The sequence below is a fragment of the Bradyrhizobium shewense genome (assembly GCF_900094605.1).
Classification (GTDB): domain Bacteria; phylum Pseudomonadota; class Alphaproteobacteria; order Rhizobiales; family Xanthobacteraceae; genus Bradyrhizobium; species Bradyrhizobium shewense.
The window spans coordinates 1-18,847 of the sequence record NZ_FMAI01000006.1 but is presented as its reverse complement, the minus strand read 5'-3'; the positions used below and the strand labels follow the sequence as shown (position 1 = coordinate 18,847).

Here is an 18,847-nt window from a genome sequence, read left to right as displayed (position 1 = left end):
TGAACACCGGTACGCTCAGTCTGGGAAAGCGAGCTTGGGCAGGAACATCACGATCTGCGGGTACTCCGTGATGATAAACACGGCAACGAGCAGCAGGACGAAGAACGGAAACGCTGCGCGCGCAACGGTGAACGTGTCGCGCCCGCTCATGTTCTGGAGCACGAAAAGATTGAATCCGACCGGCGGCGTGATCTGCGCCATCTCGACGTGGATGATGAGGTAAACGCCGAACCAGACCAGGTCGAGACCAGCCTGCCTGACCATCGGCAGCACGATGACGGCGGTCAGGACGATCATCGAGATGCCGTCGATCAGGCAGCCGAGGATGATGTACATGATGCTCAGATACAGCGCGAGCATGCCCGGCGTGAGCTGCTGCCCCTGGACCCAGGTGGCGAGTGCGGCCGGAATGCCCGTATAGGCCATCGCGGCGGTGGTGTAGGCTGCGCCTGCCAGGATCAGCATGATCATGCAGGTCAGGCGCGTCGCGCTCATGATGCTCTCGAGGAAGTTCTTGCGCGTCAGCGTGCCGCTCCACCACGCCAGCAGCAGCGCGCCGGCGACGCCCCATGCGGCGCATTCCGTCGCCGTCGCGAAGCCGAGCACGAGCGAGAGGAAGACCGCCAAGATCAGCAACAGGCAGGGCGCAAGTCTCGCCGACTCGCGCAGCTTCTGCCGGAACGGCATCGGAGGATCGCGCGGCGGAATCTTCTTCGGATTGAGCAGCGACCAGATGATGATGTAGCCCGAATAGAGCACCATCACGAGCACACCCGGCAGGAATCCGCCGAGGAACACCTGAAGCACGGAGACATTCGCCGTGACCGCGTAGACCACCATCGGGATCGAGGGTGGGATCAGGAGGCCGAGCGTGCCGGAGCCTGCGAGCGATCCGAGGCTCAAGCCCTTGTCGTAGCCGCGCTTGTCGAGCTCGGGCAGCGCGATCTTGCCGATCGTCGCACAGGTCGCGGCCGAAGAGCCCGACACCGCGGCGAAGATGCCGCAGCCGATCACGTTCACATGGGTCAGGCGCCCGGGCAGCCACTGAACCCACGGCGACAAGCCCCGGAACATCTCTTCCGACAATTTGGTGCGAAAGAGGATCTCGCCCATCCAGATGAACAGCGGCAACGCGGCCAGCGTCCACGACGCGGTGGCGCTCCAGGTGGTGGTGGCGAGCACGGCGCCGAGCGGCAGGCTCGTGGTCAACGCCATCGCCACGAAGCCGACGAGCCCGAGCGAGACCGCGATCCAGACGCCGCTTCCCAGCAGCAGGATCATGACGCCGAGCAGGATGAACGACAGCTCGATCATGCCGAGATTGGCCATGGTCAACCTCCGCCGCCTTGCGAGATGCGCTCGATGAACTCGTCCGGCGTCTCGTTCGGCGAGCCCTTTTCGTAGGTCGGCCGGTTGCCGGCGACGACATTGACCATTTCATCGATCAACGCGATCGACAGGATCGCAAGACCGCCGGCGAAGCCGAGCTGCGGAATCCAGAGCGGAAGCGCGACGACGCCCTGCGCCATATCGTTGAAGCGCCAGGAATCGTAGGTCATCTGCACGGCATAGCGGGTGAAATAGAGAACGAAGGCGGTGGCGATCCCGAGCGCCACGATCTCCGCGATCTGCTTGGTCCGCCCGTGCAGACGTTCCAGCAGCAGGCCGACGCGGATCATCTCTCCGCGCTTGAAGGTATGGGCCAGGCCGAGGAACGCCATCGCGGCCATGCACCAGGACGCGAAATCATCGCCGGCGGGAATGTTGATCGCAAATTGGCGCCCGACCGACATGGTCATCATGATTGCAAAGATCGCAACCAGGAAGACGCCGGCGGCGTAGCCTGCCCCGAGATAAAGGAGATCCAGAGCGCGGCGCACCAGTCCCCCAGCCGTTACATCGTCCCCTGCCACGCGATCCCCATCTCACATGTGGGCGATACAGCCGACCCGGCGGTCACATATCTCGTGCCGCCGATCCTCTTCAATATCGCTCTTGCCCAACGTCTGTCTTTCAGACGTTAGATCAACATGATGCAACCGGTGCAAGCAAGGACTATGCCCGCTTGTGGCGGGAATTTCTACCGCAGGTTCAGTGCGTTTCCAGCCGCAGCCCGTCATAAGCGGGCACGACGCCCGCGGGCAGCGATTGCCGGATGACTTCGTAATCGACGTCGGCCGTCATGTTGGTGATGACCGCGCGCTTCGGCTTGAACCGTTCGATCCAGGACAGCGCGTCGTTGATGCTGAAATGGCTGACATGGTTGGTGTAGCGCAGGCCATCGACGATCCAGAGGTCCAGATTTTCCAGCGCACCCCAGCTCTCGCGCGGGATGTCGTTGAGGTCGGGCGTGTAGGCCGCATCCCCGATGCGATAGCCGAGCGCGGGAATGTTGCCGTGCTGCACCAGGAAGGCCGTCAACTCCACGGCGCCGCCCTTCCCCAGTACGGTCTGGCTTTCGCCCGCCTCGATCGAATGCCGGGTCAGGATCGGCGGATAATCGCTGCCCTCCGGCGCGATGAAGCAATATGAGAACCGCGACAGGATGTCCTTGGCCGTCGATTGGTTGAAATAGGTCGGGATACGACGGCGCATGTGCATCACGACCGAACGCAAATCGTCCATGCCGTGGGTCTGATCGGCATGCTCATGCGTCAGGAACACCGCGTCGATATGATCGACATTGGTCGAGAGCAATTGCTCGCGCAGGTCCGGCGAGGTGTCGATCACGATGCGCGTGGTGCCGTGCTCGGAGGTCCGTTCGACCAGCAGCGAGCAGCGGCGGCGGCGGTTCTTGGGATTGTTGGGATCGCAGGCGCCCCAGCCCAGCGCCGGGCGCGGCACGCCGGCGGAGGAGCCGCAGCCCAGGATCGTCAGCGTCAGCGTCATGCGGCTCCCGGTTTCAAGCTTTCACCTTCGAGAACAGGCGGAAGAAGTTCTCGCTGGTCTGGCGCGAGATCTCGTCAAACGATACGCCGCGCGTCTCGGCCAGCACTTTGGCGACCTCGACCACATAAGCGGGCTCGTTGCGTTTTCCCCGGAACTTGCCGGGCGCAAGATAGGGCGAGTCCGTTTCGACCAGGATGCGATCGGCCGGCAGTTCGGCCGCCAGCGCCCGCAAAGTCTCTGATTTCTTGAAGGTCAGGATGCCCGTGAAACCGATATAGAGCCCGAGCGACACCGCCTTCAGCGCCAGCTCGCGCCCGCCGGTGTAACAATGCAGCACGGCGCGAAACGCGCCCTTGCCCGCCTCCTCTTCCAGGATGCGCGCGCAGTCCTCGTCGGCTTCGCGGGTGTGGATCACCAGCGGCAGGCCGGTGGTGCGGGCGGCGGCGATGTGGGCGCGAAAGCCCCTCGCCTGCGCCTCTGGCGAGCCGTTGTCGTAAAAATAGTCCAGCCCGGCTTCGCCGAGCGCGACGACCTTGGGATGCTCCGTCAGCGCAACCAGCTCATCCGATGCGATACCGTCCTCCTCATCCGCATTGTGCGGATGAGTGCCGACCGAGCAGTAGACGTCGTCATAGCGCTCAGTGATGGCCAGAAGCTGGTCGAGCTTCCGCACCCGGGTCGAGATCGTGACCATGCGGCCGATGCCGGCCGCGCGTGCCCGCGATACGATCCCGTCGAGATCTTCCGCAAAATCCGGAAAATCCAGATGGCAGTGGCTGTCGACCAGCATCGCGCAAACGTCCTAGGCTGCCGGCTCGATGTAGCGCGGGAACGCCGGCGTCGGCGCCGGCAGGGTCGAGCCGGGCGCGATGCGCTTGGCACCGCCGAGCATGGCGAAGTTGCGCTGCCCGTCCGGGATGCCGAGGCTGTCGAGCAGCAATCCCGAGGCGGTCGGCATCGCGGGCTGCGCCAGGATCGCGATCTGGCGCACGACTTCGGCGGTGACGTAGAGCACCGTCTTCTGCCTGGCCGGATCGGTCTTGGCGAGCGCCCACGGCGCCTCGCCCGCGAAATAGCGGTTGGCCTCCGCGACCACGGCCCAGACGGCGTTGAGCCAGTGATGGATCTGCTGCGTCGCCATGGCCGCGCGTGACGCGGCGACCATGCCGTCGGCCATCGCCAGGATTGCCTTGTCGTTGTCGCTGAATTCGCCGGGCTCGGGCAACACGCCGCCGAGTTGCTTGGCGATCATCGACAGCGAACGCTGCGCGAGGTTGCCGAGATCGTTGGCGAGATCGGCGTTGATGCGCGCCACGATGGCCTCGTGATTGTAGTTGCCGTCCTGTCCGAACGGCACCTCGCGCAGGAAGAAATAGCGCACTTGGTCGACGCCGTACTGGTCGGCAAGATTGAAGGGATCGACGACGTTGCCGACCGACTTCGACATCTTCTCGCCCCTGCTGAACAGGAAGCCGTGGGCATAGACCCGCTTCGGCAGCGGAATCCCGGCCGACAGCAGGAACGCCGGCCAATACACCGCGTGGAAACGGATGATGTCCTTGCCGATGATGTGCACGTCGGCCGGCCAATAGCGCCAGTTTCCGTCGTTCTCGTCGGGGAAGCCGACGCCGGTGATGTAGTTGGTCAGCGCGTCGACCCAGACATACATCACGTGCTCTTCGTCACCAGGCACCTTGACGCCCCAATCGAAGGTGGTGCGCGAGATCGAGAGATCACGCAGGCCGCCTCTGACAAAGCTCACCACCTCGTTCTTGCGGGAGTCTGGCCCGATGAAGTCAGGCTGATCCGCGTAAAGCTTTAACAGCTTGTCCTGGTATGCCGACAGGCGGAAGAAATAGCTCTTCTCCTCGACCCATTCGACCGGCGTGCCCTGCGGGCCGAGCCGGACGCCGTCATCGTTCAAGCGCGTTTCATCCTCGGCGTAATACGCCTCGTCCCGCACGGAATACCAGCCGGCATAGATGTCGGCATAGATATCGCCGTTCGCTTCCATGCGGCGCCAGATCTCCTGGCTCGAGCGATGATGCTGCTCCTCGGTGGTGCGGATGAAGCGGTCGAACGACACGTTCAGACGCTCGTCCATCTCCTTGAAGCGACCGGCATTGCGGGCAGCGAGCGCGGAGACGGCCATGTTCTCGCCGGCCGCCGTCTGTACCATCTTCTGGCCGTGCTCGTCGGTACCGGTCAGGAAGAACACGTCCTTGCCGTCGAGCCGCGCAAAGCGTGCCAGCACGTCGGTCGCGATCGTCTCATATGCGTGGCCGATATGCGGGCTGCCGTTGGGGTAAGCGATTGCGGTCGTGATGTAGAAGACGTTGTCGCGTGCGGGGGCGGCAACGGGCGCGGCAGCCTTTGGTGTGGCTGCGGGCGCTGCGGCTTGCGGTGCTGCAGCCGGCTTCGGCGCGCGCGGGGCCTTCGGTTTGGCAGCCTTCGGCGGCGTGGCGACGGGGGCCGGCGCTGCGATCACAGGCGCGACCACCCTCGCCTTCTTGGCCACCGTCTTCGCAGGCGACTTGGCGGGGATCTTGGCTGATTTGTTGGCTGGCTTCTTGGCGGCCTTCTTCACGGCCTTCTTGGCGACGGCCGGCTTCTTCGCAGCCTTCTTGACCGCCTTCTTTGCCGTCTTCACGGCGCTCTTCTTCGCGCCCTTCTTGGCCGTGGCCTTCTTGGTCTTCTTGACTTTCTTGGCCGCCTTGGCGTTGGCCTTGGACGCACGCGCCTTCACGGCCTTCTTTGCGGCTTTCTTCGCAGCCTTGTTGCGGCCCTTGCCTTTAGCAGTTTTCTTAGCTCGCGTTGCCACGACGAATTCCTTTACCGGCTTCTCGAAATCTGGAGACGAACCTGGGTTCGATTATTGATTTGCGCATGATCTTTCGGAAAACCGCTGCGCACTGTTCCGGATCATGCTTTAGCGCGTTGCGTCCGCCAGCCAGCCGAACACCGAGAAAACCAAGGGCTTTCGCTCCAGATTGTAGGTTTCGGTGTCGCGCGCGGCGCGGACGATCTTTTCCCATACCTCGGCTAGGCGCGCAAGGCGCGGCAAGTTCTGGTTGGCATTGGCCTCGTCCGCATGCAGGCGTTCCGCGATCCAGCGATCGATGCCGTCGATGAAGGCCGCGAGCGCGACGCGGTCACTGGTGCCGAGCGAATCGCCGAGCGTGTGCAATTCGCGCGGATCGACCTGCGGCAGGCGCGCGAGCAGCGCCGCCGTGCGCTGCTGAAGCTTGAGCGCATCGCCGCCGAGGAGAGTCAGAGCCCGTGCAACGCTGCCCTCGGAGGCCTCCGCCGCCTCGCGCAGCGCAGGATCGTTCGGATCGAGCTCGGTCGCCGACGCCGCCGCCCCGATCACATCATTCGTGGCGAGCGATCGCAGGCGCAGCTTGCGACAGCGTGACTGGATCGTGGCGAGCACGCGCGCGGGCGCGTGGCTGACCAAGAGGAACAGCGATTGCTGCGGCGGTTCCTCGAGGATTTTCAGCAGCGCGTTGGCCGCGTTCGGATTGAGCTCGTCGACGGTATCGACGATGCAGACGCGCCAGCCTTCGGCCGCGGCGGTCGAGCCGAAGAAGCCGATCGTCTCGCGCGTCTCGTCCACGGTGATCACGGTGCGCATCACGCCGCGGTCGTTGGCGGTACGCTCCAGCGTCAGCAGGCCGCCATGCGAGCCGGCCGCCACCTGCCGCGCCACGGCGTCATCGGGATCGATCGCGAGGTCTTCGGCGCGCTGCACGGAAGGCCCAAGCGGTTGACCATGGGCTAGCACGAAGCGCGCCATGCGATAGGCCAGGGTCGCCTTGCCAATGCCCTGCGGCCCGCCGATCAGCCAGGCGTGAGGGATGCGGCCGCTGCGATAGGCCGTCAACAGCGCGGTCTCCGCCTCGCGATGACCGAACAGTTTCGATGTCTCGCGCGGATGCGGAATGGCGGTTTCGCGCTCGGTCTGACGCGGGCTCATACGGAAACCACCGAGGCTGGTGTGGGAAGGAGACGATCGCGCAGCGCCGTCCAGACACGGCCTGCGACCGTGTCAGGGTCGGAATTGGCGTCGATCAGCACGCAGCGTGCGGGATCGTCCTCGGCAATCTTGCGATAGGCCTCGCGCAGGCCCTGGTGGAAACCGAGCTTCTCGCCCTCGAACCGGTCCGGCGTGCTGTTGCCGCGGCGCGCGGCCGCGCGCTGGAGGCCGATCTCGACCGGCAGGTCGAGGATGATGGTGAGGTCCGGCTTGAGATCGCCGATCGTGACCCGCTGCATCGCGTTGATCAGGCCCTCAGGCACTTGGCCGAGGCTGCCCTGATAGGCCCGCGTCGAGTCGGCGAAGCGGTCGCACAGCACCCAGGTGCCCTGGTTGAGCGCAGGCAGGATCACGGTGCGGACATGGTCGTCGCGCGCGGCGGCAAACAGCAGCGTCTCCGCCTCGGGGCCGAGCAGCTTGCCCATGCCCGACAGCACCAGATGACGCATGATCTCGGCACCCGGCGAGCCGCCCGGCTCGCGCGTCACGCGGATGCGGAGCTTTGCTGCCTTGAGGCGGTCGGCAAGCTTCTTGATCTGGGTCGACTTGCCGGTGCCCTCGCCGCCTTCAAAGGTGACGAAGCGTCCGCGTCCGGACGGCCGCTGTAGCGCGCTCTCACTCATGATCAGAGCTTCTCGGCGCCTGCGCGGAACATGCCGATCACGAGCTCGCTGGCACCGTCAATCGCGCGTCGCACGGTCGAGCCGGTGCCGATCGCCTCGGCCGCATAGACCGGCGTCTCCACCGCGATGTTGCCGCTGCGCCAGACCTTGACCACGCCGACCCGTTGGCCGGCCTCGACCGGCGCACGCACCGGACCGCTATAGACGACGCGCGCAATCAGCTTGTCGCTGCCGTTCTTGTGCACCATCACCTTCACCGGAGTCTTGGCGACGAGCTTGACCGAGCGGCTCTCGCCGCCGAACACCTTGGCGTAGCCGACGGGCTGCTCGGCCGCGATCAACGTGCGGGTCTCGAAATTGCGGAAACCCCATTCCAGCATTTTCTTGGCTTCCGTGGCGCGATCCTCGGGATCTTCCAATCCGTTGACGACGACGATCAGCCGCGTGCCGTTCTGCACGGCCGAGCCGACCATGCCGTAGCCGCCCTCCTTCGTATAACCGGTCTTCAGGCCGTCGGCGCCTTCCATCGAATTGAGCAGCGGATTGCGGTTGGGCTGGCGGATCTTGTTCCAGGTGTACTCCTTCTCGCCGAACAGTTTGTAGAATTCGGGGAAGTCCAGGATGATGTGCCGGGCGAGGATTCCGAGCTCGCGCACCGTCATCTTGTTGGCGGGATCGGGCAAGCCGTTGGAGTTGCCGAAGGTCGACCTGGTCATGCCGAGCTCGCGGGCGCGCTTGGTCATGAAGTCCGCCGCGAAGATTTTCTCGTTGCCGGCCATGGCTTCGGCGAGCGCGATGCAGGCATCGTTGCCGCTCTGGATGATCGCGCCGTGCAGGAGATCGTCGACCGAGACCTTGCTGTTGATGGCGGCAAACATGGTCGAGCCGCCAGAGGGCGCGCCGCCCCGGCGCCAGGCATTCTCGCTGATCCGGTACTCGTCGGTGAGCTTGATGTCGCCCTTCTTGATGGCATTGAAGACGACCTCCGCCGTCATCAGCTTCATCATGCTGGAGGGCGCGCGCAGCTCGTCCGCGTTCTTCTCGAACAGCACGCTGCCTGAGGAGGCCTCGATCAGGATCGCGGTCGGGGCATCGCCGTCGAAGCCGGCATCATCAGGCTTCTTGGCCCCCTGGATGCTCTGGTTGGCGGCCAGAAGCGCCCCGCTCCAGCCGATGCTTGCCACCAGAATCGCGGCGACCAGCCCGCGCGCCAGTGTTCCGGCTGTGAGCCAGTTACGACGAAGCAAAGGAAGACGAAATGCCATGGCGAAGCCCTGAGAGAGGCGTTCTAACAGTTGGAACAGATGCGAACAACACGCGGTTCGACGCCTGTCCCTGAGATTGCACGATTCTCGCCGCGCCCCTATCGTGGCGCCTTATGTTTCTCGACCAAACCTCTGAAACAAGGCGGAAAAGCGATGTCTTCCACCCGCGTGATCAAGGCCAACGGCATCGACCTCTTCATCCGCGAAGCCGGTCAGGGTCCGCTGGTGGTGCTGTGCCATGGCTGGCCGGAGCTGTCCTATTCCTGGCGCCACCAGATCCCCGCGCTCGCCGCGGCCGGGTTTCACGTCGTCGCCCCCGACATGCGCGGCTACGGCCAGAGCGCCGCGCCGCCTGAGGTTGCCGCCTACTCGATCTTCGACACGGTCGGCGACGTGGTCGGCCTGGTGCAGGCGCTCGGCGAGACCAAGGCGATGGTGGTCGGCCACGATTGGGGCGCGCCGGTCGCCTGGCACGCGGCGCTGTTCCGGCCGGACATCTTCACGGCGGTCGCCGGCCTGAGCGTGCCGCCGCCGTTCCGCGGCCGCGGCAAGCCGCTCGACCTCTTGCGCCAGGGCGGCGTCACCAATTTCTACTGGCAGTACTTCCAGGCACCCGGCGTCGCCGAGGCCGAGCTGGAACGCGACGTCGCCTGCACCATGCGCATCGTGCTCGGCGGACGCGGCCTTGCCGATCCCACCGCCGCCATGTTCGTGCAGGAGGGCAAGGGCTTTCTCAGCCACGCCACCACCGAGGAGCCGCTGCCCGGCTGGCTCGGCGAGGCTGATCTGGCCTATTTCACCGAGAGCTTCCGCAAGTCCGGCTTTCGCGGCGGGCTGAACTGGTACCGCAACATCGACCGCAATTGGGAGCTGACGGCGCCCTGGCAGGATGCGCAGATCCATCAGCCCTCGCTGTTCATCGCCGGCTCCCGGGACGCCGTCATCACCGGCCTGATCGGCGCCAAGCGCGTCAACGAGCTCGAGCGCGTGCTGCCCAATCTGAAGCAGAAGCTGATCATCGAGGGCGCCGGCCATTGGGTACAGCAGGAACGGCCCGACGAGGTGAATGCGGCGCTGGTGCAATTCCTGAAGGAAAGCGCGGCCTAGTAGAGCCCGCGGCCGCTCAGGATGCTGCGGGCCTCGGCGGCCCCGTCCGCCGATGACGGCGCGTTCTCGGCGGCGTAGCGGCCGTCCTCGTCATAGGACACGGCGCGCGCGTTCTGGACCGCCCGGCCCCGATTGCGGCTCGAGGCCGACATTTCCGAGGTCGCATTGAGCGAAGCCATGTCGGCGGAGGTGGTGCCGAGATTATAGGGCCGCCCCTCCGGCATCGGCACGTCGCCGCGAATGGCACCGCGGCTCGATCCCGGCAATTCCGGCACGAAGGGCTTGGCCGAGGCGACCCGGACCATCGAGGGCGACGGCGCCGGAACGCCGGTGCGCAGGGTCGCCAGAAGCTGGCGGTCGTCGGAGCCTTCGAGCGGCGCCCGGCCGACATATTCGACGCGGACCTTGGCGACGCCGTTGCCTTTGAATTCAAGCAGTTCGGCCGCCTTGTTCGAGACGTCGATGAGGCGGTTGCCGTGATAGGGCCCGCGGTCATTGACGCGCACGATCAGCGACTTGCCGTTCGAGACATTGGTCACCCGCGCATAGGACGGCATCGGCAGGGTGGGATGCGCCGCGGTCAGCGAGGTCATGTCGAACACTTCGCCATTGGCGGTCAGGCGGCCGTGGAAATCATCGCCGTACCAGGACGCCATGCCCTCGGCGCGATAGTTGACGTCCTCCTCCGGCACATAGGTCCGGCCCGCCACGACATAGGGCTTGCCGACGCGGTAGGTGCCGCCGCCCTTCGGAACCGGGTCCCCGAACGCCACGACCCGGGGGCTCGAGGACACGCCGTATTTCGGATCGACCCGGCTGGCGAATTTGTTGGAGGAGGCGCAATTGGCAAGCGCAACGCAGGCCGCGACCGCCGCAGCACCGCGTGCGGCCCGCAAAACCGAATCTGACCGTCGGATCCCCATGCGCCCCAAATACCACTTTGCCGGAGGCGTACCCACCCCGCTTTGGCTACGGGGAGCGCTGTCCGGTCCTTTAATCCGAGGCGGCCCACCACCGCGTCGGAAGCGGTAACGATAACGCAACCCGAACACGGCGGAAATGGGGAGCCCACAGCGATCCCGCCGGGATGGTAAACGAGACGTTCGCATTTTTCCGTTGTTCTACGGAGCGATCGCACCAACTCTGTGCCACGCTTGGACATTCTGTTGCGCCAAATCCTCACTCCACCCCCATTGTCGCTGCCTTCACTGGAATTCTTTTGACTGTGCAAGGCCGCACGCGTTTTCTCGGATGCAAGGGCGGGATTTGGAATTTAACGATGATCGAGACGGTTTCGGCACTGATGGGTCTGGTAAGCGCGGGGATCTTCCTGGCCCATGCGTTTGAAGGTTACCGCACGAGGGCCTAAGGGCACTCGCGCGATTGGCAAGCATCACCTCTTTCAAGCGGCGCGTTCGGACAATTTTGATCGATCCGACCGAGCATCGAAAACGAGAGCGGCAGGTGTCACATGCGCAACCATGACCTGGTATCTGACGGCTTCCTGGCATTGACCGCCGGCGGCTTGGTTCTGCTCTGCTCGAGCCTCGTGGCACTGGCGTTTGCCTGAGCCCCGCTTCGTTACCCTCCAGCACGGCTCCATCGCGGCGCATCATGCGCCGATGTCCCGCTCCCATTCTGTTGATTGAATTCCCGCGTTCGGTGCCTCGACTCATTTCCAGAGGCCATCACCAACGAGGGTGACGCAAATGCTTGCCGAGAAATTCTTCCTGGTCCTGGAATCCCTGATCCGCGGCGACCGCTCCTATCCTGACGGCAGCCCCCGGGTCATCAGCACCTCCCCGCACGTGCCGGTCAGGCTGCCGGCGCAGAAATAGCCGGCGTCAGGCGCCGCTCAGCGCAGGCCCAGCAGGGAGCGGCGATAGCGGCCGTCGCGGGCCTCGTTCAGGCAGACGAAGCTGCCGTCGAACCCCTGGCCGTACCGCTTCTGACCCATGCGGTAGTAGATGCCCTTCCTGAAGTCGAGCCAGACCACCTTGTCGCGCGGGCAATGACGCTGCGCCTGCGCCTCGTAGCGAAACGGGGTCAGCGGTGTCGCCGAGACCTCCGCGGTGCCCGCGCTAACCATGATCGCGCCGGCGAGCGCGATGCCGCCGGACCATCTGCGAAAGCCACTCCTCGTCACTCCCCGCCTCCCGATCCACATCGTCGCGCGATGGCCGTTCGGCACGCTAGCACGAAATGGCGCGATCCGCCGACGGCGAGACGCGCGGCGCGTCTTTCGCCGGCCATGTTATCGGGCTAGATGAAAGCGAGATCGTTTCGATTGCGAGGACGCTGCCTGAATGTCGGTTGAGCCTTCACCCCAATCCGAACCCCGTTCGCCCTCGCCGCGCCTGGGCCTGCTGCCGATGATCATCTTCGGCTCGCGCTGGCTGCAACTGCCGCTGTATCTCGGACTGATCGTGGCGCAATGCGTCTATATCGTGCTGTTCCTGAAAGAGCTCTGGCACCTCTCCTGGCACGCGATCGATCTCACCGAGCAGCAGATCATGATGAGCGTGCTGGCGCTGATCGACGTCGTGATGATCTCGAACCTGCTCGTGATGGTGATCGTCGGCGGCTACGAGACGTTCGTCTCGCGGCTCGACCTGCAGGGCCATCCCGACGAGCCGGAATGGCTCGGCCACGTCAATGCGAGCGTGCTCAAGATCAAGCTCGCCATGGCCATCATCGGCATCTCCTCGATCGCGCTGCTGCGCACCTTCATCGAGGCCGGCAATCTCGGCTCGAACCGCGCCGGCTTCACCGAGACCGGCGTGATGTGGCAGGTGCTGATCCACCTCACCTTCATCGCCTCGGCGATCGGCATTGCCTATGTCGACAAGCTCGGAGACTCCGGCACGCGCAAGCAGGCCGAGTGAGTTACCAACGTCGGCCTTATTGCTTGTCCACTTCGAGCTGCGCCAGCGCCTGATGCAGGCACTCCTGAAGCTTCAGCGCGACCTGCTCACGCGCGATGCCCTTGGCGGCGAGATCGCCTGACACCTTGTCCACGACATCGGCGATCGCCCGGCTCTCCAGATGGTCCGTCACCAGCGTGGTTGCGTAGCTTGCCGCGGCATCGCCGCTGAGTCCGAGCTGGCCTGCAGCCCAGAGCCCAAGCAGCTTGTTGGACCGGGCGGTGGCCTTGAACATGAATTCCTCGTCGTGGACGAATTTGGCCTCAAAGCCCTGCTCGCGCTTGTCGAACGTGGTCATGGTCAGCTCCATTTGCACTTGCGCTGATGGGTGTCGGACTGGCTGGGGGCGAACGTCTCCGTGCTTCACGTCAGTTCTGAAGCTTCCGGCGGAAGCCAAACGCCGTCAAGCCTGCCGATGCGCCCGCGCCGGGCGCGTGCATGGCCCGCACAAGCCCGGCGCCAGCCGACTTGGCTAGGCAGAGATCGTTTACTGATCGTTAAGCAGACTCAGCGCCGCATGGCTTGGGGCATACCGAGAGCTGACGCATGAACAAAGAGCTGCGGGAGTTTCGACGGCTTGAACGGGTCTGCCTGGAGCAGGCCGCCCTCTCCACCATGGACCTCGCGCGAAGCGGGTTGCTCAAGGTCGCCGACGATTGCCGCATCGCAGCCGAAGCCATCGAGGCGCAATCGCCCCGTGGTGCGTTCACAGGGGCCGTCCAGGCGCTGAGGCTGGCTTGGAGCGCGACGAGGACGCCGAACCGGCACTAGCCGGCGGCATCGCCCGGACAGATCGCGTCAGAAGATTGCGGGCGGGACTCGCGCAGGATCAGACCTTCGCCGCCGCCGCCTCGCGCGCCAGCCGTTCGGCCTTCAGCCGCTCCTTGTTGGCGTAAAACGCCTTCTGCGCCTCTTCATGGTCGCGCATGGCCTTTTCGGCCTCGATCCGGCGTGCCGCATCGCGCGCCTGGCGCTGCTCGGGGGTCAGGGGTTTGCGTCGGAAGGAAAGGTCTTCAGTCATGCGGAGACAACGCAGACGCGGCGAAAGGGTTCCACAAGGTGGACCCCGCGGCCCCGCAAATTGGAACTCAAGCTGACCGCCCCCGCCCGAAGGCCGCTCCAACAAATATCGGAAAACAACCCCATGCACAGTAGCTATGCTACTGGACAACAAAGCTTTTTCTAGGCTCTCGAAGGCCCCTGAATCTCAACATCGGCAATGACGGGCAGATGGTCCGAGAAGGCTCTCGCCTCCACGTCGGTCCAGACCTTCTCGATCCGGCTATCAGACGTCGCATAAATCCGGTCAAGCCGCATAAGGGGTAAGCGCGACGGGAAGGTGCGCAGCCGCGTACGGTTGGGGCAGGCCTGCGCGAGCACACGCCGCACCGACTTGACCCAAAACCAATCGTTGAAATCGCCGAGGACGACGGTCCTTCCGGGTTTCACCAGGCTCACCAGGGCTTGTGCCTGGGCATACCGCTCGTGGATGCTCAGGCCGAGATGCGTGGCAACCACACGCACGTCACCGACCGGCGTCAGGAGGCCAGTGGCAATGGCCCTGCGCGGCTCGCGCTCCCGATACGACACGTCGACGATTTCGGGCACCCCGGAGAACGGAAAGCGGCTCAGGAGCATCTGACCGTAGTCGCCATCCGCAGTGACAATCGACTTGGCGTGAACGCGGTGATCGCCGACGACATTCGCCAGCTTCGCGAACGGATCGTCGGACCTCGATCGCGAATCCACCTCCTGTAGCGCGACGACATCAGGGGCCCATTTGCGAAGGATGGAGCAGACCCCCTCCAGATCGAACTTCGGATTGAGATTGAACGTGCCGTGCACATTCCACGTCATGAAACGCACCGGCGCCATCAGCGTCTCCCGGCGAGCCAGGTCGCGAGGAATTGCGCGCCCGCGCAGACGCCGAGCCACCCCAGGAACGCCAGCACCAACAGGAACATGCTGCTCCAGGATGCATTGCGGGCCAAATCCGCGATCTGAGCCCCCAGCACGGCCATGGCAAGAATACCGGGCGTCATGCCAAGCAGGGTTCCGAGCAGGAAGTCGCGTAAAGGCAGCGTGCTCGCGCCAGCCACGACATTCACGACCGAGAACGGTGCGATGGGAATCATCCGGATGACGACGACAGCCAGGACGCCCTTGCCGACAACGCGGTCCTGGATCCGCGCGGCGCGTCGTCCGAGCAACTGCTGAAGCCGCTGCCGTCCGAGGGCGCGCCCGATCACGAAAAGGATGAAGGCGCTGAGCAAGACACCGGCGATCGCCGTGGCGAAACCCAGCCATGGCCCAAGCGCGGCAGCCGTTGCTGCAATGAGCACGAGCACCGGAAACACCACCAGCCCGCCGACGACAAAAGCCGCGATTGCGAGTGGCGGCCCCCAGACGGATTGGGAGTAAGTCGACAGCAAATTCGAGATGCGGCCCGAGTCGGCGAAATCGCCTAAGGAGGTGTACGACCAGGCTATCGCCAAGCCAAAAAGCGCCACGGCGATCGATACGATCCCGATGACGGTCTTCGTGCTCCACATGCGCGATGCCGCCCGCTCGAGATGAAGGGGCCGCTCAGGGTCCGCCACCGGCTGAACCATCGTGGCAAGGGTGCTGGTCAGGACTGAGGCTTCCACTTCCCGCAGCGTCTTCGGGCCATCGGCTTTCGACACCTCGTCCATAAGCGCAAGAAGACGATCGTCGTTTTGCCTGACGCTCTGTTCGTCGGGGCCACAAAAATGGGCTATCAGGCGATGCCGAACTGAAGCGACGAACTCTCGATGTTCGTCGGATGCGGCTTCAAAGATCAGATCACATTCGCTGTCGGCGCCCATCGACCGGTTGTTCAAATTGGCCGAGCCGATCCTCAAGATCCTGTCATCGACGATCATGAGCTTGCTGTGCACCATCACGGCCGCTTCCGTGTCTCCCTCTCGTGAGACCGGGTAGACGAAGCGGATGCGATCTGCCACGCCAGCCTCGCTGAAGCAGTCGATGAACGCGCCACGGCCGTTCTGCATGGCCTGGGATTCCAGCCACGAGGAATGCAGTTTTGGAGCGACGACCAGAACCTGGAGCGACGGCACGCGCTGCATCTGCTCCGCCAACTCACGCGCGATCTTGATGGCGCTGGTGAACTGGTTCTCGATGTAGATGAAGCTCGTCGCGGACCGGATCGCCGCAATCAAGGAGCGTTCGACCTCCCTGATGGTCGAACCAGCAGGACAGACCACCTCGGTCCGGGCGATCCCAACCGGCATGAGCTCAGCCTCGACCGGCACAACCGACGGCCAGCGCATACTCTTTTGCGCACGCCGATCCTGCATCTGTTGGCCTGCCGCACGCCAGCGCTCCTCGGCCAACTCGAACAGCGAGGCGGCAGCATCCCCGTCGACCAAGCATTGAACATCATGAAACGGCGGGTATGGCTTGCCCTGGGGGTCGCAGCGCAGTTCGTGATCGGCGCGATGATCGCTCGTGTCCCAGCGCCTGATCGTCAGATCGAGCCCGCCGACGAACGCCAGTGAACCATCGATACAGACGATCTTCTGGTGCTGGGCCGAACCGAACGGAAGCGTGGGGTCCAGATGAAATCGGACGCGGCCGTCCGTGTCGGCGGTGAATTTGGCCGCGGAATTCCATTCCCGTTCGGAGGCGTAGAACGAGACGAAGTCCCAGACGAGAATGTTGATCCGCAGGTCCGGCCGGCGGTGAACGAGGGCACGCAGAAATGGGCCGAGCTGTTCCGGCAAGCCGTCATCCGCCCGCCCCGACGATCCGACCAGCCTGGTCTCGCTGTGGATGTCCCACCCGATGATGTAGACGATATCTTCCGCCTCGAGCAGCGTCTCGCGCAGGGCTGCGAAATAAGCGGCAGCATCGTTCAGAACCGCCACGTGCCGCGCCTTGCACCGCCGCCAGACGGTGTCGCCGGGGATCAGGGTGGATGAGCTCTGAAGCAGGTGGACCTCGCAATTCGCATTCGCGTCTAAACGCGCTGAACGCTCAAGGGGTTCCACGAATCCAGGAGGTAGAGGTTGCCAGGCGCTGAGTCCGCGCTGCCGCAGGCGCAATTCCGTGAGACCACGGCATGATTGAGACAGGTCAATACGAGCAGGCCGAAGCTCTGGGAATCTCACGTCGTCAAGCAGATGGAGACGGCCATGTCACAGCAGAGCAGCATGCATTTTTACCTCAATTGGGCCAAGGAGCGGATCGACGAGATGGATGCCGCATTGGCCTCGTTCGAGGTCAAGGCCGGTCAGGCCAAGGCCGAGTCCAAGGTGAAGACGGATCAACTTCTGTCCGATCTGACGACGCGCCGTGACGCGTTTCAGGCGATGCTCAAGACCCAGGCGGAAGCAGGTGAAGCCGCCTGGACGGACGCCAAGGCCGATTTGGAAAAGCAGTGGGCTGGATTCGAAGCCCAGGTGAAAACCTACTTCGAAGGCGCCGGCAAACAGTTGGAGCAGCAGCAAGCCACTTTCAAGGACGTCGCAGCGGCACAGGCCAAGGCCTGGCGCGAAGCTGCGGACAAATTTCGCGACGCCGCGGGCAAAGTGACCGCAGCCCGCACGGTCGATGTCGATGCCGCGCTCAAGCAGATGAAATCCGATGCGTCCGAAGCTGAAGCGCGTCTGCAGAAGCTGAAGCAGGCCGGCAGCGAATCCTGGTCGGTCCTGAGCGCCGCACTCGCAGAGTCTCGGAAGGCGTTCGATCAGGCGAATCAGGCCGCCTGGAATGCGCTGAAGGGCGGCGGTCCAAAGAGCTGAGGTTTTCGGTTTGCCAAGGCTGCCCACTCGAAAAAGACGGGCGTAGGGCACGTGTGGCACGGCGTAGCTCACGCGCCCTGATGCGCTCAGCTTCCTTTGGCAGTGGTCCCTGACCGCGCTCCGCCAAGCCCGGGATTGATGGCCAGCGACGCTCCGGCGGCGCCACCGGCTTCATAGGCCGTCATCGACACCATCCGGCCGGAGCTGCGCTGGTTCCGGAGATTGAGGTCGAGCTTGTCGAATTCTGCGTCGACCACTGAGGTCTTGAGGACCACCAGCCCGCGGCCGGTGCCTTCGTTGACCTGATCGCGACTGGCCTTGATTGCCACCAGCCTGTCCGCGATGGACCCCACCATCCCGAGTGCGAAGGAGGCATTGGCCAGATGCCGCTGCTGGTGCCGGAACCGGGCGTAGTCGACCGAGGTCTTGAAGCGGCCAAGTTCGGCGCGCACGGCGCCGTCGATCAATTCGGCCAGGTAATGCGCGACCTCGACATCGGCGCCGAGACCGAAGAACACATAGATGTTCTCGCCGGTCGCGTTCTTCTCGCGCCAGACCCGGCAATCGCAGAAATGAGCGATCGCGCCGATGCAGTCGTCCAGGGGAATTCGCTTCTTGCGATAGGTCTCGTAGACCCTCCGTTCGCACGGCGAGGCGCGCAGCTCGACGTCGGAGAGCGACAAATCGTGGCGATCCAGCAGCTCGGCAACCTTGGCGGCGGCAGACAGCGCCTCGTCCTCGGTGCAGCCATTGGCGATGGTTTTGGCGCGCAACGCCCGAATGCGGAGCTTGAGCTTGTCGAGCCCGTCCGGATTTAACGCCTGGTCCACCGATCACCTGCTCGGGAAAGCCCGACCGGGAGACCCCGTTCGTGAGCGACCCGAGACATAGGTGACAGAACGTACCGGACACATGGGTTACACTTTCTGCTTTTGTTCTGCGGGAGGTGGCGATGCCGTGGAGAGCGAGTTCGGTCATGGAAGAACGCCTTCGCTTTGTCGCCCGGCTTCTGGAAGGAGAAGCCATGTCCGAGGTCTGTCGCGAGTTCGGCATCTCGCGGAAGACCGGCTACAAGATCTTCGATCGCTATAAAGAGCACGGTCTCGAGGCCCTGAGCGATCGCTCCCGGCGGCCGGTCCGCTATGCCAATCAGCTGCCAAGCCAGATCGAGACCCTGATCGTGCAGCTCAAGGCCGAGAAGCCGCATTGGGGTGCACGG

21 protein-coding genes are annotated in these 18,847 nt (G+C 64.2%); 6 read left to right on the top strand and 15 right to left on the bottom strand.

Annotation, left to right across the window (positions count from 1 at the left end; translation table 11 throughout):
* Window positions 1-15 precede the first annotated feature (15 nt).
* From GA0061098_RS12970 to GA0061098_RS12935, 8 genes are all read right to left on the bottom strand, one after another.
* Window positions 16-1,329, bottom strand: a complete 1,314-nt coding sequence (locus GA0061098_RS12970; RefSeq protein WP_091956686.1) for a TRAP transporter large permease — start codon at window positions 1,327-1,329, stop codon at window positions 16-18.
* 2 nt (window positions 1,330-1,331) lie between these two features.
* Window positions 1,332-1,880, bottom strand: a complete 549-nt coding sequence (locus tag GA0061098_RS12965; protein WP_245323286.1) for a TRAP transporter small permease — start codon at window positions 1,878-1,880, stop codon at window positions 1,332-1,334.
* Between the two features lie 211 nt (window positions 1,881-2,091).
* Window positions 2,092-2,889: an MBL fold metallo-hydrolase gene (locus GA0061098_RS12960; RefSeq protein ID WP_091956684.1), complete on the bottom strand. Its 798-nt coding sequence runs from the start codon at window positions 2,887-2,889 to the stop codon at window positions 2,092-2,094.
* Between the two features lie 13 nt (window positions 2,890-2,902).
* Window positions 2,903-3,679, bottom strand: a complete 777-nt coding sequence (locus GA0061098_RS12955) for a TatD family hydrolase (protein WP_091956683.1) — start codon at window positions 3,677-3,679, stop codon at window positions 2,903-2,905.
* 12 nt (window positions 3,680-3,691) lie between these two features.
* Entirely contained in the window at window positions 3,692-5,710 is a 2,019-nt protein-coding gene (gene metG, locus GA0061098_RS12950; protein WP_091956682.1) for a methionine--tRNA ligase, read from the bottom strand.
* Between the two features lie 108 nt (window positions 5,711-5,818).
* Entirely contained in the window at window positions 5,819-6,865 is a 1,047-nt protein-coding gene (locus GA0061098_RS12945) for a DNA polymerase III subunit delta' (RefSeq protein WP_091956681.1), read from the bottom strand.
* Window positions 6,862-7,548 carry a dTMP kinase gene (gene tmk, locus GA0061098_RS12940; protein ID WP_018320476.1) on the bottom strand — a complete coding sequence of 229 codons (687 nt, stop codon included), beginning with the start codon at window positions 7,546-7,548 and terminating at the stop codon, window positions 6,862-6,864. The genes GA0061098_RS12945 and tmk overlap by 4 nt, the downstream gene beginning before the upstream one ends.
* A 2-nt stretch (window positions 7,549-7,550) precedes the next feature.
* On the bottom strand, window positions 7,551-8,813 hold the full coding sequence (locus tag GA0061098_RS12935; RefSeq protein ID WP_165637329.1) for a D-alanyl-D-alanine carboxypeptidase family protein: 1,263 nt from the start codon (window positions 8,811-8,813) through the stop codon (window positions 7,551-7,553).
* A gap of 153 nt (window positions 8,814-8,966) precedes the next feature.
* Between GA0061098_RS12935 and GA0061098_RS12930 the strand changes: the two genes are divergently transcribed.
* Window positions 8,967-9,920, top strand: coding sequence for an alpha/beta fold hydrolase (locus GA0061098_RS12930; protein WP_091956679.1), 954 nt, complete (start codon window positions 8,967-8,969; stop codon window positions 9,918-9,920).
* Here the strand turns inward: GA0061098_RS12930 and GA0061098_RS12925 are convergent.
* A complete protein-coding gene (locus GA0061098_RS12925; RefSeq protein WP_091956678.1) occupies window positions 9,917-10,843 on the bottom strand; it encodes a septal ring lytic transglycosylase RlpA family protein in 927 nt (308 codons plus the stop codon). The genes GA0061098_RS12930 and GA0061098_RS12925 overlap by 4 nt on opposite strands.
* Before the next feature lie 786 nt (window positions 10,844-11,629).
* Here GA0061098_RS12925 and GA0061098_RS46960 point away from each other — a divergent pair.
* Window positions 11,630-11,758 (top strand): hypothetical protein, encoded by a 129-nt coding sequence (locus tag GA0061098_RS46960; RefSeq protein ID WP_256379428.1) that lies wholly within the window; start codon window positions 11,630-11,632, stop codon window positions 11,756-11,758.
* 17 nt (window positions 11,759-11,775) lie between these two features.
* Here GA0061098_RS46960 and GA0061098_RS12920 read toward each other — a convergent pair whose 3' ends face one another.
* A complete protein-coding gene (locus GA0061098_RS12920; RefSeq protein WP_091956677.1) occupies window positions 11,776-12,066 on the bottom strand; it encodes a hypothetical protein in 291 nt (96 codons plus the stop codon).
* Between the two features lie 160 nt (window positions 12,067-12,226).
* Here GA0061098_RS12920 and GA0061098_RS12915 point away from each other — a divergent pair, with 160 nt between their 5' ends.
* A complete protein-coding gene (locus GA0061098_RS12915; protein ID WP_091956676.1) occupies window positions 12,227-12,805 on the top strand; it encodes a TIGR00645 family protein in 579 nt (192 codons plus the stop codon).
* 16 nt (window positions 12,806-12,821) lie between these two features.
* On the opposite strand, the gene GA0061098_RS12910 is transcribed toward GA0061098_RS12915, so the two are convergent.
* Entirely contained in the window at window positions 12,822-13,142 is a 321-nt protein-coding gene (locus GA0061098_RS12910; RefSeq protein ID WP_038970337.1) for a DUF1476 domain-containing protein, read from the bottom strand.
* A 248-nt stretch (window positions 13,143-13,390) separates the two neighbouring features.
* Between GA0061098_RS12910 and GA0061098_RS12905 the strand changes: the two genes are divergently transcribed.
* Window positions 13,391-13,615, top strand: coding sequence for a hypothetical protein (locus GA0061098_RS12905; protein ID WP_028144631.1), 225 nt, complete (start codon window positions 13,391-13,393; stop codon window positions 13,613-13,615).
* 58 nt (window positions 13,616-13,673) lie between these two features.
* Here the strand turns inward: GA0061098_RS12905 and GA0061098_RS12900 are convergent, their stop codons facing one another.
* From GA0061098_RS12900 to GA0061098_RS12890, 3 genes are all read right to left on the bottom strand, one after another.
* Window positions 13,674-13,865, bottom strand: a complete 192-nt coding sequence (locus tag GA0061098_RS12900; protein WP_091956675.1) for a hypothetical protein — start codon at window positions 13,863-13,865, stop codon at window positions 13,674-13,676.
* A gap of 161 nt (window positions 13,866-14,026) precedes the next feature.
* The gene (locus tag GA0061098_RS12895; RefSeq protein WP_091956674.1) at window positions 14,027-14,719 is read right to left on the bottom strand and encodes an endonuclease/exonuclease/phosphatase family protein; all 693 of its coding nucleotides are present in this window, start codon (window positions 14,717-14,719) and stop codon (window positions 14,027-14,029) included.
* Window positions 14,719-16,752, bottom strand: a complete 2,034-nt coding sequence (locus GA0061098_RS12890; protein WP_091956673.1) for a VTT domain-containing protein — start codon at window positions 16,750-16,752, stop codon at window positions 14,719-14,721. Before GA0061098_RS12890 ends, GA0061098_RS12895 begins: the two co-directional genes overlap by 1 nt.
* A 267-nt stretch (window positions 16,753-17,019) precedes the next feature.
* Between GA0061098_RS12890 and GA0061098_RS12885 the strand changes: the two genes are divergently transcribed.
* Window positions 17,020-17,628 carry a sll1863 family stress response protein gene (locus GA0061098_RS12885; protein WP_129590847.1) on the top strand — a complete coding sequence of 203 codons (609 nt, stop codon included), beginning with the start codon at window positions 17,020-17,022 and terminating at the stop codon, window positions 17,626-17,628.
* Between the two features lie 86 nt (window positions 17,629-17,714).
* Here the strand turns inward: GA0061098_RS12885 and GA0061098_RS12880 are convergent, their stop codons facing one another.
* Window positions 17,715-18,458 (bottom strand): DUF7168 domain-containing protein, encoded by a 744-nt coding sequence (locus tag GA0061098_RS12880; RefSeq protein WP_091956672.1) that lies wholly within the window; start codon window positions 18,456-18,458, stop codon window positions 17,715-17,717.
* A 122-nt stretch (window positions 18,459-18,580) separates the two neighbouring features.
* Here GA0061098_RS12880 and GA0061098_RS12875 point away from each other — a divergent pair.
* Window positions 18,581-18,847: helix-turn-helix domain-containing protein (locus GA0061098_RS12875; protein ID WP_129590846.1), on the top strand; the 267-nt coding region annotated here is incomplete at its 3' end.

Excerpts from the sequence above, each read along its gene's own strand:
- GA0061098_RS12970 (WP_091956686.1), bottom strand. The coding sequence starts at position 1,329 with ATGGCCAATCTCGGCATGATCGAGCTGTCGTTCATCCTGCTCGGCGTC.
- GA0061098_RS12885 (WP_129590847.1), top strand. The coding sequence starts at position 17,020 with ATGTCACAGCAGAGCAGCATGCATTTTTACCTCAATTGGGCCAAGGAG.
- GA0061098_RS12915 (WP_091956676.1), top strand. The coding sequence starts at position 12,227 with ATGTCGGTTGAGCCTTCACCCCAATCCGAACCCCGTTCGCCCTCGCCG.
- GA0061098_RS12960 (WP_091956684.1), bottom strand. The coding sequence starts at position 2,889 with ATGACGCTGACGCTGACGATCCTGGGCTGCGGCTCCTCCGCCGGCGTG.
- GA0061098_RS12945 (WP_091956681.1), bottom strand. The coding sequence starts at position 6,865 with ATGAGCCCGCGTCAGACCGAGCGCGAAACCGCCATTCCGCATCCGCGC.
- tmk (WP_018320476.1), bottom strand. The coding sequence starts at position 7,548 with ATGAGTGAGAGCGCGCTACAGCGGCCGTCCGGACGCGGACGCTTCGTC.
- GA0061098_RS12900 (WP_091956675.1), bottom strand. The coding sequence starts at position 13,865 with ATGACTGAAGACCTTTCCTTCCGACGCAAACCCCTGACCCCCGAGCAG.
- GA0061098_RS12935 (WP_165637329.1), bottom strand. The coding sequence starts at position 8,813 with ATGGCATTTCGTCTTCCTTTGCTTCGTCGTAACTGGCTCACAGCCGGA.
- GA0061098_RS12905 (WP_028144631.1), top strand. The coding sequence starts at position 13,391 with ATGAACAAAGAGCTGCGGGAGTTTCGACGGCTTGAACGGGTCTGCCTG.
- GA0061098_RS46960 (WP_256379428.1), top strand. The coding sequence starts at position 11,630 with ATGCTTGCCGAGAAATTCTTCCTGGTCCTGGAATCCCTGATCCGCGGC.
- GA0061098_RS12910 (WP_038970337.1), bottom strand. The coding sequence starts at position 13,142 with ATGACCACGTTCGACAAGCGCGAGCAGGGCTTTGAGGCCAAATTCGTC.
- GA0061098_RS12955 (WP_091956683.1), bottom strand. The coding sequence starts at position 3,679 with ATGCTGGTCGACAGCCACTGCCATCTGGATTTTCCGGATTTTGCGGAA.
- GA0061098_RS12895 (WP_091956674.1), bottom strand. The coding sequence starts at position 14,719 with ATGGCGCCGGTGCGTTTCATGACGTGGAATGTGCACGGCACGTTCAAT.
- GA0061098_RS12925 (WP_091956678.1), bottom strand. The coding sequence starts at position 10,843 with ATGGGGATCCGACGGTCAGATTCGGTTTTGCGGGCCGCACGCGGTGCT.
- GA0061098_RS12930 (WP_091956679.1), top strand. The coding sequence starts at position 8,967 with ATGTCTTCCACCCGCGTGATCAAGGCCAACGGCATCGACCTCTTCATC.